Below are 11,712 nucleotides of genomic sequence, written 5' to 3' on the forward strand. Positions count from 1 at the left end.
TCGAAAGCGCTACGCCGAAGGCGTTAGTCTCGAGCCCTGATCGGCGGCCCCTCAGGGCCGCGGACACGCGCGCGCCAGCGCGCCAATAAACACAGCGTCAAACCTGCCTGGGACTACTCGAACCCCAAGCTCTGCCACACAACCCACCCCGGGACTACCAAACCCCGGGGCTCCGCCCCCATCCGGGACTACCGAACAATCAGCGGTTGGCGAGCAGAACTTCCGCGATCTGAATCGTGTTCAAAGCGGCACCTTTTCGCAGGTTGTCACCCGAGATGAACAGTGCGAGACCACGACCGCTAGGCACACCCGGATCCTGGCGAATCCGTCCCACAAGAGACTCGTCCTGGCCCGCGGCGGCCAGCGGAGTCGGCACGTCGACCAGCCGCACACCCGCCGCCTTGCCCAGCAGTTCCTTGGCCTGCAGCACCGAAAGCGGTTCGGCGAATTCGGCATTGATCGACAGCGAGTGCCCCGTGAAGACCGGAACCCGCACGCAGGTGCCGCTCACCAGCAGATCGGGCAGCCCGAGGATCTTGCGACTCTCGTTGCGCAGCTTCTGATCCTCGTCGGTCTCGAAGGAACCGTCGTCGACCAGGGCACCGGCCAGCGGGATCACGTTGAAGGCGATCGGCGCGACGTAGTTGTTCGGCGCGGGGAACTCAGCGGCCGAACCGTCGTGCACCAGCTTCTCCGCATCGGCGGATACCGCGCGGATCTGCGAGGCGAGCTCCTCCACGCCGGCCAGCCCGCTACCCGAAACAGCCTGGTAGCTCGAGACGATCAGGCGCTGCAAACCGGCCACGTCGTGCAGCGGCTTGAGCACCGGCATCGCGGCCATGGTGGTGCAGTTCGGGTTCGCGATGATGCCCTTGGGCAGGTTGCGGGTGGCCTCGGGGTTGACCTCCGACACCACCAGCGGCACATCGGGATCCTTGCGCCAGGCCGAGGAATTGTCGATCACGGTGACGCCCGCCGCGGCGAAACGCGGGGCCTGCACGCGCGACATGGTGGCACCGGCCGAGAACAGCGCGATGTCAAGACCCGAGGGATCAGCGGTCTCGGTGTCTTCGACAACGATCTCGCCACCGCGCCACGGCAGCGTCTTGCCCGCCGAGCGAGCGGATGCGAAGAACCGCACCTCGTCAGCCGGGAAGTTGCGCTCTTCGAGCAGCTTGCGCATGACGGCGCCGACCTGACCGGTCGCACCGACAACACCTACACGTACACCCATTGCTTAACGCCCCGTTCCGCCGTGGACGACAGCGGCTTCGTCGCCGCCGAGATCGAATGCCTTGTGCAACACCTGGACAGCTTCATCAAGTTCGGTATCGCGCACCAGCACCGAGATCCTGATCTCCGAGGTGGAGATCAGATCGATGTTCACCCCCGCGTTGGCCAGCGCCTCACAGAAGGTGGCGGTGACGCCGGGGTGCGACTTCATCCCGGCACCGACCAGAGAAACCTTGCCGATGTGATCGTCGGAGAGGATCTCGGCGAAACCGATCTCGTCCTGACGCGCGGTAAGCATCTGCACCGCGCGGACCAGGTCGGTCTTGGGGCAGGTGAAGGTGATGTCGGTCTTGCCCGTGTCGACCTTGGAGATGTTCTGCAGCACCATGTCGATGTTGATCTCGGCGTCGGCCACCGCGCGGAACACCTTGGCGGCGTAGCCCGGCTCGTCCGGTAGGGCGACGACGGTCACCTTGGCTTCGCTGCGGTCGTGCGCGACGCCGGTCAGGATTGCCTGCTCCACGGGAATGTCCTCCATCGATCCGAAAACAGTGGTGCCGATCTTGTCGGTGTAGGACGACCGAACATGAACGGGAACGTTGTAGCGGCGCGCGTACTCCACGCAGCGCAGCATGAGCACCTTCGAGCCGCAGGCCGCCATCTCGAGCATCTCCTCGTAGGAGATCTTGTCGAGCTTCTGGGCGTCGGGCACGATGCGCGGGTCGGCGGAGAAGATACCGTCGACGTCGGTGTAGATCTCGCAGACATCGGCTTTCAACGCCGCGGCCAGCGCGACGGCGGTGGTGTCGGAACCGCCGCGGCCCAGTGTGGTGACGTCTTTGCTGTCCTGGCTCACGCCCTGGAAGCCCGCCACCAGCACGATCTGCCCCTCGGCGAGGGCCTCTTGCAGGCGGCCCGGGGTCACGTCGATGATCTTGGCGTTGCCGTGCGCGCCGGTGGTGATCACGCCGGCCTGCGAGCCGGTGAACGAGCGGGCCTCGGCGCCGAGAGTGTGAATAGCCATGGCCACCAAGGCATTAGAGATGCGCTCACCCGAGGTGAGCAGCATGTCCATCTCGCGCGCGGGCGGCGCCGGGGCCACCTGCTCCGCGAGATCGAGCAACTCATCGGTCGTGTCACCCATGGCCGAGCACACGACTACCACGTCGTGCCCCTGCTTCTTGGTCTCCACGATCCGTTCAGCGACGCGCCGGATCCGCTCGGCGGTGGCCACCGAGGATCCTCCGTACTTCTGAACTACGAGAGCCACAGCAGGTCCTTCACGATCGAGTGTCAGGTTGGTATCAGCGACCAAGAGTACCGGGCTCGGGCCACCGGTTTTGCTGCTACCTACCCTGCCTGTGGAAAACGACACAGGCTTGTCACCTGTGGATAACCATGGGATTCACGCTCGATCGAACCAGGTGACCTGCGCGCCGTTGTCGAATTCCTTGCGCTGTACCGCGGTGAAGGATGTCGGTTTGAAGACGCCGGTGAAGGCCGCGATGCCGTCGCCCGCGACGACCGGGTAGCTCTTCACGATCAGTTGGTCGATCTCATCGACCAACTGGCCCGCCAGGTTGCCGCCGCCGCACAGATAGATGTCGAGACCGTCGTGCTGCTTGAGTTCCCGGACGAGTTCGACCGGGTCGCCGGTGACGACCTCGACGTTCGGATCGTCGACCGGACCGAGCGAGGACGAGAAGACGTACTGCTTCATATGGGCGAACGGGCTCGCGATGCCGGCGTCGTATGCCGGGGCGTAGGTGCCGCGCCCCATGAGGATGGTGTCCCAGTTCTTGTTCGGCGTATCGACGTCCATGCCGATGCTCGCGCGCAGGTGGGTCGGGATGGCTTCGGGGAATTCGGCACCGAGCGCCGCCGCGTAGGTGTCGGTGACCGGGTAGAACTCCGCCTCCCCGCCGGGGCCGGCGATGTAGCCGTCGATCGAGACGCCGATGTAGTAGACAAGCTTTCGCATGGTTACCGCCTCAGGTGTTGTACTCTGATTGAAGTGGTTTCAACGTAGTACTACGGATGGAGTGGTGTCAAGTGCGAACTAATCCCGAACGTCGGCAAGCCCTGCTCGACGCGGCAATCGACGTCCTCGCCGACGAAGGCGCCCGCGGCCTCACCTTCCGTGCCGTGGACAAGCAGGCCGCCGTGCCCGCGGGCACGGCGTCGAACTACTTCGCCAATCGCGACGAGCTGCTCACCCAGGCAGGCGTGCGCTTCTACGAGGTGGTGCAGCCGAGCGAGGAAACGATGGCCCTGGTCAGCGACGGGCCGAAGAACATCGAGAACATCACGGCACTGATGAAGGAGGTGGTCGGACGCATCGAATCGCATCGCAAGGCCTATCTCGCGCTGCTCGAACTCCGCCTCGAGGCCACCCGCCGCCCCGAACTGCGCGAAGTGCTCACCGAACGGGTCCGCGCCGACATCGATTTCAACGTGCGCAACCATCTGGCATCCGGCCTGCCCGGCGACGCGGAGTCGGTACTACTGCTCTATCTGGCGCTCAACTGGCTCATTGTCGAACATCTCACATTGCCCGGAATCTTCACCGAGAATCAGAGCATGGCGTTGATCGAAACAGCCGTAGAGCGTGTGATATGCAGCTGACCCCGGTCATATGTCCAGACCATAGACGTGTTGACGATCACTAGTACGACTGTGCACAATCGGGCGCGAAAGCTGCGGGGGTTCGGAGGATAGACACAGATGCGCTCGAAGATCGACATCCGATTCACCGTTGACGCCGAGATCGACCAAGTGATGGACGCACTACTGGCCGTTGACCTGATGTCGGAGTGGTCGACCTCGCTCAGCGATGTCCGGGTCGGGCCACGGGATGCCGACGGCAGGCCACGCCGGGTCTTCGCCACCGCCCACTTCATGGGCAACTCCGACGCCCAGGTGCTCGAGTACACCTGGGAGCAGTACCGGTCGTCGTGGCGGGTCGTCGACAGCAGTCGCGGTTCCAAGGGCGGCGGCTGGATCGAGCTGCTGGACACTCCAGAGGGCACCGAGGTCGACTACCACGTGGAGCTCTCGCTCCCCTTGCCCATTCCGGGCATCCTGTTCAACCGCACGCTGCGCAAGCTGCACGAGGAGACGGTCGCGAACTTCATCGAATTCGCCGAGCGGTACCCCGAGGTCGGGGGCTACGCGGCCGGCTAGTTGCGCCGTCGGCGAAACCATCGCGTCGTCGATTTTCTGTCCGCGCGAATCGCGGCCGGGGGTGCGACGATTGGCGCATGATCGGAAATCGGCGGGCCCGGTACCAGCCCGTTACCGAAGAGAACTCGGTGACCCAGCTCGAGCTGTTCTTCGACCTGGTGATCGTCTTCGCGTTCACGATGGTCACCGCGCTGGCCGCCAACGAGACGACCGCCGCGAACATGCTGCGGGCGACACTGGTCCTGGCCCTGATGTGGTGGCTGTGGATCGCGTACTCGTGGCTGGGCAATGTGGTGCGGGCCGACGAGGGCATCACGCGGGTCGCGATGTTCGTCGCGATGGGCGGCGCGTTCCTGGCCGCGCTCACCATTCCCGAGGCCTTCGCCGATCTCTCCGGTGGCTGGTTCGGTCCGCTGGTCTTCGCGGTGGCCTACCTGATCGTGCGACTGGTGCACGTCACGGTGTTCTGGACGATCAGCGCCGGGGATGCGCAGCTGCGCAAGCAGTTGCTGCGCTGGGCGCTCGGCTCGATCACCGTCGGCACCACGCTGCTGGTCGTCGCCGCGATGACGACCGGTCTCACCCAGATCCTGCTGTGGCTCGCCGCGATCGTCGGGGACATGCTGTGGACCTGGGCGGCGGGCACCGACTGGCGGCTCAACTCGGCCAAGCACTATTCCGAACGCTACGGGCTCATCATCATCGTGGCGCTGGGCGAATCCATCGTCTCGATCGGCATCGGGGTGGCCGGGTTGCCCATCTCCTGGCCGATCGCACTCGGTTCCATGCTCGGCTTGGCCATCTCGGGCCTGCTGTGGTGGTTGTACTTCGATGTCGCGGCGATCTCGATCGAGCACGCCTTCGCCCATGCCAAGGACGCTCGGCAGATCAAGATCGCCCAGAACACCTACATGTACGGGCATTTTCCGATGATCGTCGGCATCATCGGCCTCTCGCTCGGATTGAAGAAGGTGCTGTACTACGTCGGCGACTCGTCGCATCACACGCTCACCGACCCGCTGTACGGCATCCCGCTCGGCGCGCTCTACGGCGGTCCGGCGCTGTTCCTGCTCGGCATCACGTTCGCGAAATACTATGCGACCAAGTCACTGTCGGCCGAACGCGTGGTGGTCGCCGTATTGCTGTTCGCGCTCATCCCGTTCGCCGCGCACCTGCCCGCGCTCGCCTCGCTCACCCTGCTGTGCGCGCTGCTGGCCGCGCTGGTGGTCTTCGAGACGCTGCGATTCGCCCAGCCGCGCGACCAGATCAGACACGCTTGATCTGACTGAGGTGGTGGCGCACGCCGTGCTCGGCGGGCGTCGCCCCACGGTGCGACGGCGGAACCCGCACCCCGGCGCGCACGGCGTCGTTGATCTGGTCGAGGTTCTCCCGCAGCATGTCGGCGACGAGTTCGTCGGTGCGTGGGTCGTCGAGCAGCTGGCGCAGCATGCGGTAGACCGTGTCGGCGACGAGCCGGATGATGTCGTCGTGGAACGGGACGTAGCGCAGTTTGCCGGTCTGCGGGTCGTTCTTGATCAGGTCCATGATCAGCTGGTCGACCTCGGCGTGGTTCTCCTCGAGCGCGGCGGCGATGTTCTGGGTGTAATGGCCCGCGCGCAGGACCTTGGAGACCTCGTCGAGGATCGCGATCGTCATCGGGCGCTTGATGACGTCGACGATCGTGCCGACGAACCGGTTGACGATCGTCGCGGTGACCCGCTCCCCCAGCGCCCGATCGGCCACCCGGCCGAGCCGGATCACGATCACCACGATGCGCAGCAGCCGGAACCCGCGGAACAGCGGGCTGGTCACCGGGATCATGCCGAGGATCTCGTACCAGTAGATGAACGGGTACGACCACGGCCAGCCCGCCCGCCGCCAGCGCCAGAGGAACTCGACTAGGAAGATCGCGCAGATCGATGTGTCGACGATGACGATCGCGTGATAGGTCGGCTCGCTGACGTCGAAGAAGGTGATCCACACGACCAGCACCACCGAGATGATCGCGAGGATCAGCATGAAGATATCGGTACGCAGCGTTGGCGTTTTCGAGCGTACGTCCGGCAGGGCCTCGACCCGTTCGATCCCCGGTGAAGCCAACTGGTCGCTCCTGTATTTCTGGCGGCTGAATCCGCGAGTTCGGGCATGGCAGGCAACCCCGGCTACCTCATCGAGGCGGTGCGGGGTCGCCTAGTGCTTTTCCCACGCTAATTGGTAGACCGGCGCGGCGAGGGGAGTTGCCGACGCCGGTCGGTGGCGTGTTCAGCCGCGCAGCACTGCCTCGATATTGCGTTCGGCCAGTGCGGTGATGGTCAGGGACGGGTTGACTGTCGCGGTGCTGCCGGGGATCGCGGCACCGTCCATCACATAGAGGCCGGGGTGTCCGTGGACGCGCCCGAAGGCGTCGGTGGCCTTGCCGAGGACCGCGCCGCCGAGCGGATGCGCGGTGAACTGGGCGTTGGCGTCGTAGCCGAGCGCGCTGTATTCGGCGACCGCGCCCGCGCGTTCGGCGATCCGGTGGTCGACCGCGCGGGCCGCTGCGGCGACCGCGTGCTGGGTGCCCGTCGACCAGTTCAGGCCGACGCCGCCCGTCGCGGCGTGATAGCCGAAGCGGGCGCGACTCGGGTCGAGAACCATGCCGAGCGAGGCCAGCGCGCCGGTCTCGAACGGGATACCGGGGATGTACCAGTTCTCCAGGGTGAGCGGCACGCTGGATTCGTCGTAGATCCGGCTGGCGCTCGGCACACCTTGGCCGTGGCCCGCGATAGCGCTCGCGCCGCGGGCCAGCACCACGTCACCGTTGGTGCCGAAACCGTCGCCGATGTGCTCGTTCAGGTTGGGTAGTGTGCCGGTGGCCTGGGCGCGGACCAGCAGCTCCGAGGTGCCGACAGAGCCCGCGCCGAGGAAGAGCTTGTCGCAGGTCAGGTTGCGGGTGCTCAGTACCTGGCCGCTCGGGGTCAGCTTCGACACGGCGACCACGAACTTGCCGCTCGCCTCCTGGGCGATGGCGTCGACGCGGTGGCCGGGGAAGATCTGGGACTTGCCGGTCTCGCGGGCGTAGCGCAGGTAGTTCTGATTGAGATCGAACTTGGCGCCGTTGGAATTGCCGAGGTTCGAGCGGGCCGAGGTGGCCGAGGCACGGGAGGTTCCCGCGAGCTCGCTGCGCAGCACATCCCAGGTGAAGATCGAATCGTTGGGCAGCGGCTGGTAACCGGCCGCGCGCACCTGGTCGTCCCAGGCGCGCGAGTGCGCGAACGGCGAGGAGTTGTAGATGTCGGCGGGCATCGTGTCGAGCCGCAGCATCTGGCGCACCCGCGGGTAGTACACGCTTTCCAGCTCGCCGTAGTCGACCACACCACCGAAGACCTGGTCGAAGAGCCTGCGTTGCGGCGCCACCATCGCCCCGGTGAAGATCACCGATCCGCCACCGACCGCGGCGGCCCGCCACACATCGATCCCGGAATACTCGGTCACATCCAGCACCCCGCCGAACGCGCTGAAACTCATCGGCACCTTGGTGACGCCGGTGAAGCTGGTGCGATGCCAGAATCCGCGGCCATCGGGCAGATCGTCGCCGGTGAAGATCTCCCGCCACGGGTCGTTGGGCCAGTGCGAACCGCGCTCGAGCACGGTATTGGCGATGCCGGCCTCGGCCAGGCGCAGCGCCGTCACCGCGGCACCGAAGCCGGAGCCGATGACGATGGCGGGCGAGTGCGCGGGCGCGTCCGGAATCGGGGCGAAGATCTCCGGCACCCAGGACCGGAACATCGCCTCGCGCGGATCCGCCGAAGCGGGCGCGCCGGTCAGCGTCGTTCCCGCGGCACCGGCAACAGCCGCCAGTCCCGCCGCCTTGAAAAAGGCACGTCTGTGCACCAGGCCACCTCCCTCATCACGCATGGCCGACGCGAAGAATACCCCGCAACTACCGGATATCGCCCGGTAGTACCCACATTTGTCGAATGTCACCACACACACTCAGCCCCGCACGACCCGACCTCGAGGCGGGTCCGCCGCGAAGCGGCGGTTCGCGGCGGGTCGCCGATCAGCGCTCGAAAGCGCTGAGCCGAAGGCTCTAGTCTCGAGTGCTGATCGGCGACCCAACAGGGCCGTGAACTCGAGCGCGCCAGCGCTCCAAAAACACAGCGTCAAACCATCTGGGACTACCGAACGTGGATCAGCTGGTCAACAACCGCACCACCGCGATCGTGCCGACCACCACGATCACCCCTCTGAGCACATTCGGCGGCAACTTCCGCCCGACCTTCGCGCCGAGCTGCCCGCCGATGATCGAGCCGACCGCGATCAACGCGACCACCTGCCAGTCCACCTCGGCGATCGCGATGAAGATCACCGCCGACACCCCGTTGACGATCAGGGCGAGGACGTTCTTCACGCCGTTGAGCCGCTGGATGTCCTCGTGCACGAACACCCCGAGCAGACCGATCAGCAGCACGCCCTGGGCAGCCCCGAAGTAGCCGCCGTAGATGCCGGTGGCGAACACCGCGATCAGCAGAATCGGGCCACCGTGCTCCGGCGCCGCCGACTCACCGCCCTCCCGGCGCTTCTTCACCCACGCGGCCAGCCGCGGCTGCACGATAACGAGGATCAGCGCCACGATGATCAGGACCGGGACGATCGCCTTGAACGCCTCCGCCGGCATCGTCAACAGCAGAATCGCGCCCGTGATGCCGCCGAGCAGCGACGCGATGCCCAGTTGCAGCAGTCGCGACCGCTGCCCTCGTAGTTCGCGCCGATATCCGATAGCCCCGCTCACCGAGCCGGGAACGAGCCCGATCGTGTTCGACACATTCGCCGTCACCGGCGGCAACCCGAAAGCGAGCAGCGTGGGAAAGGTGATCAGCGTGCCCGATCCGACGATCGTATTGATGCCACCCGCCGCGATACCCGCGGCGAAGATGGCCACCTGTTGTAACCAAGTCATTCGAATTCCTTTGGTACGTCTCGTCGGACGCGCGGGTCCGTACAAGCGTGCGTTATGGGGGAAACCGTACTGGTCAACTGGTGAGCAAAATCAACTAGGTGGATTCTCCAGGCCGCTTACGAGCGAGGGTGGGCACGCGGTAAGCTCGAAGGATCATGCTGCAGCGGGCTCTTCTTCTCGGCCGCCGCGACGGGTCCTGATACGGACCGGCTCCCGTCGCGGGGTTCCAACGCGCCGGTCGACCCGCTCCCATTCAGGGAATCCTTCACACCCACGGAGAAACTTGCATGTCCTCGGCTGACGCATTCGTATCCGCTTCGCGCACCATTACGGCCCCCGGCAAACCCGCACCGGCCGACCAGCCCGCCTGGAACACCCAGAAGAACTCCTCGATGCCGTCGTTCCGGTATCGCCCCTTCGCCGAAGAGGTCGAGCCGATCACGGTTCCGGACCGCACCTGGCCCGACAAAATCATCGATCGCGCGCCCGCGTGGTGTGCCGTCGACCTGCGCGACGGCAACCAGGCCCTCATCGACCCGATGAGCCCGGCCCGCAAGCGCCGCATGTTCGACCTGCTGGTGCGGATGGGCTACAAGGAGATCGAGGTCGGGTTCCCGGCCGCGAGCCAGACCGATTTCGATTTCGTCCGCGAGATCATCGAAGACGGCGCTGTCCCCGCCGACGTCACCATCCAGGTCCTCACCCAGTGCCGCCCCGAGCTGATCGAGCGCACCTTCGAGGCCTGCGCCGGCGCACCGAACGTGATCGTGCACTTCTACAACTCCACCTCGATCCTGCAGCGCCGCGTGGTCTTCCGCGCCGAGCGCGACGCGGTGAAGAAGATCGCCACCGATGCCGCGAAGCTGTGCCTGGAGATCGAGCAGCGCTACCCCGACACCGAGTGGCGCTACGAGTACAGCCCGGAGTCCTACACCGGCACCGAGCTGGACTACGCCCGTGAGGTGTGCGACGCGGTCTCCGAGATCATCGCGCCGACTCCCGAGAAGCCGCTGATCCTCAACCTGCCCGCGACCGTCGAGATGGCCACGCCGAACGTGTACGCCGACTCGATCGAGTGGATGCACCGCAATCTGGCCCGCCGCGATTCGATCGTGCTGTCGCTGCACCCGCACAACGACCGTGGCACCGCCGTCGCGGCCGCCGAGCTGGGCTACCAGGCCGGCGCCGACCGCATCGAGGGCTGCCTGTTCGGCAACGGCGAGCGCACCGGCAACGTCTGCCTGGTAACGCTGGGCATGAACATGTTCTCGCGCGGCATCGACCCGCAGATCAACTTCTCCGATATCGACGAGGTCCGTCGCACGGTGGAGTACTGCAACCAGCTGGCCGTCGCGGAACGTCACCCCTACGGCGGCGATCTGGTCTACACCGCGTTCTCCGGCAGCCACCAGGACGCCATCAACAAGGGCCTGGACGCGATGAAGGCCACCGCCGACGCGCAGGACGCCGACGTGTCCGACATCGTCTGGGAGGTTCCGTACCTGCCGATCGACCCGAAGGATGTCGGCCGCACCTACGAGGCCGTGATCCGGGTGAACTCGCAGTCCGGCAAGGGCGGCGTTGCCTACATCATGAAGACCGATCACGGGCTGGTGCTGCCGCGTCGCCTGCAGATCGAGTTCTCGCAGGCCATCCAGGCGATCACCGACGGCGAGGGCGGCGAGGTGACGCCCAAGGAGATGTGGGACGTCTTCGCCACCGAGTACCTGAACCCGATCATGCCGCTCGAGCGGATCAAGCAGAAGGTCACCGCCGCCGAGACCGACGGTGGCGTCGACTCGATCGTGGCGACCGTGAAGGTCGAGGGCGCCGAGCAGGAGATCAGCGGTTCCGGCAACGGCCCGCTGGCCGCGTTCGTCGACGCGATCGCGACCGTCGGCTTCGATGTGCGGGTGCTCGATTACAGCGAGCACGCCATGTCCGCCGGTGACGATGCGCAGGCCGCCGCCTACGTCGAGGTCGCGATCGGCGAGAAGGTCGTGTGGGGTGTCGGCATCGCCACCTCGATCACCACCGCCTCCCTGCGGGCCGTCGTCTCGGCCGTGAACCGCGCAGCCCAGTAGTTCGGCAAGTCGGCCGGGTCCGCACCCCAGCGAACCCGGCCACACCGCACCCCAGCGAACCCAGCCACACCGCATCCCGGCGAACCCGCCCACACCCGCACCCCAACAAACCCAGCCACACCGCACCCCAGCAACACCGCACCCCAGTGAACCCAGCCACACGGCACTCCTGAAATCCGCCATGACCGCACTCCCAACCCCGCACCCGCGACCCCTGGGGAGCGGCGGCCACGAAGTGGCCGGTCCGCGGCCGGGTCGCCGGTTAGCGCT

The 11,712-nt window shown here is 66.1% G+C and carries 10 protein-coding genes; 4 read left to right on the forward strand and 6 right to left on the reverse strand.

Features of this window, described 5'->3' with window-relative positions:
- Window positions 1–199: 199 nt before the first annotated feature.
- The 3 genes from ACFXKN_RS33120 to ACFXKN_RS33130 form a co-directional block, all read right to left on the reverse strand.
- The gene (locus tag ACFXKN_RS33120) at window positions 200–1,234 is read right to left on the reverse strand and encodes an aspartate-semialdehyde dehydrogenase (protein ID WP_378961600.1); all 1,035 of its coding nucleotides are present in this window, start codon (window positions 1,232–1,234) and stop codon (window positions 200–202) included.
- 3 nt (window positions 1,235–1,237) lie between these two features.
- Window positions 1,238–2,503, reverse strand: a complete 1,266-nt coding sequence (locus ACFXKN_RS33125) for an aspartate kinase (protein ID WP_378961573.1) — start codon at window positions 2,501–2,503, stop codon at window positions 1,238–1,240.
- Window positions 2,504–2,638: 135 nt separating this feature from the next.
- On the reverse strand, window positions 2,639–3,214 hold the full coding sequence (locus ACFXKN_RS33130; protein ID WP_378961564.1) for a dihydrofolate reductase family protein: 576 nt from the start codon (window positions 3,212–3,214) through the stop codon (window positions 2,639–2,641).
- A gap of 71 nt (window positions 3,215–3,285) precedes the next feature.
- On the opposite strand from ACFXKN_RS33130, the gene ACFXKN_RS33135 reads away from it, so the two are divergent.
- From ACFXKN_RS33135 to ACFXKN_RS33145, 3 genes are all read left to right on the forward strand, one after another.
- On the forward strand, window positions 3,286–3,858 hold the full coding sequence (locus tag ACFXKN_RS33135; protein ID WP_378961554.1) for a TetR/AcrR family transcriptional regulator: 573 nt from the start codon (window positions 3,286–3,288) through the stop codon (window positions 3,856–3,858).
- A gap of 99 nt (window positions 3,859–3,957) precedes the next feature.
- The gene (locus ACFXKN_RS33140) at window positions 3,958–4,416 is read left to right on the forward strand and encodes an SRPBCC family protein (protein WP_378961542.1); all 459 of its coding nucleotides are present in this window, start codon (window positions 3,958–3,960) and stop codon (window positions 4,414–4,416) included.
- A gap of 77 nt (window positions 4,417–4,493) precedes the next feature.
- Window positions 4,494–5,696 carry a low temperature requirement protein A gene (locus ACFXKN_RS33145; RefSeq protein WP_378961532.1) on the forward strand — a complete coding sequence of 401 codons (1,203 nt, stop codon included), beginning with the start codon at window positions 4,494–4,496 and terminating at the stop codon, window positions 5,694–5,696.
- Here the strand turns inward: ACFXKN_RS33145 and ACFXKN_RS33150 are convergent.
- The 3 genes from ACFXKN_RS33150 to ACFXKN_RS33160 form a co-directional block, all read right to left on the reverse strand.
- Window positions 5,683–6,516: an ion transporter gene (locus ACFXKN_RS33150; RefSeq protein WP_378961521.1), complete on the reverse strand. Its 834-nt coding sequence runs from the start codon at window positions 6,514–6,516 to the stop codon at window positions 5,683–5,685. The genes ACFXKN_RS33145 and ACFXKN_RS33150 overlap by 14 nt on opposite strands.
- Window positions 6,517–6,678: 162 nt before the next feature.
- The gene (locus tag ACFXKN_RS33155; RefSeq protein WP_378961515.1) at window positions 6,679–8,289 is read right to left on the reverse strand and encodes a GMC oxidoreductase; all 1,611 of its coding nucleotides are present in this window, start codon (window positions 8,287–8,289) and stop codon (window positions 6,679–6,681) included.
- 301 nt (window positions 8,290–8,590) lie between these two features.
- Window positions 8,591–9,358, reverse strand: a complete 768-nt coding sequence (locus tag ACFXKN_RS33160; protein ID WP_378961509.1) for a sulfite exporter TauE/SafE family protein — start codon at window positions 9,356–9,358, stop codon at window positions 8,591–8,593.
- Between the two features lie 287 nt (window positions 9,359–9,645).
- Here ACFXKN_RS33160 and leuA point away from each other — a divergent pair, with 287 nt between their 5' ends.
- Window positions 9,646–11,442 (forward strand): 2-isopropylmalate synthase, encoded by a 1,797-nt coding sequence (gene leuA, locus ACFXKN_RS33165; protein ID WP_378961504.1) that lies wholly within the window; start codon window positions 9,646–9,648, stop codon window positions 11,440–11,442.
- The last annotated feature ends 270 nt before the right edge of the window (window positions 11,443–11,712 follow it).

It is taken from the genome of Nocardia sp. NPDC059195, from assembly GCF_042754695.1.
In the GTDB taxonomy this organism is placed as follows: domain Bacteria; phylum Actinomycetota; class Actinomycetes; order Mycobacteriales; family Mycobacteriaceae; genus Nocardia.

Excerpts from the sequence above, each read along its gene's own strand:
- ACFXKN_RS33140 (WP_378961542.1), top strand. The coding sequence starts at position 3,958 with ATGCGCTCGAAGATCGACATCCGATTCACCGTTGACGCCGAGATCGAC.
- leuA (WP_378961504.1), top strand. The coding sequence starts at position 9,646 with ATGTCCTCGGCTGACGCATTCGTATCCGCTTCGCGCACCATTACGGCC.
- ACFXKN_RS33145 (WP_378961532.1), top strand. The coding sequence starts at position 4,494 with ATGATCGGAAATCGGCGGGCCCGGTACCAGCCCGTTACCGAAGAGAAC.
- ACFXKN_RS33160 (WP_378961509.1), bottom strand. The coding sequence starts at position 9,358 with ATGACTTGGTTACAACAGGTGGCCATCTTCGCCGCGGGTATCGCGGCG.
- ACFXKN_RS33120 (WP_378961600.1), bottom strand. The coding sequence starts at position 1,234 with ATGGGTGTACGTGTAGGTGTTGTCGGTGCGACCGGTCAGGTCGGCGCC.
- ACFXKN_RS33130 (WP_378961564.1), bottom strand. The coding sequence starts at position 3,214 with ATGCGAAAGCTTGTCTACTACATCGGCGTCTCGATCGACGGCTACATC.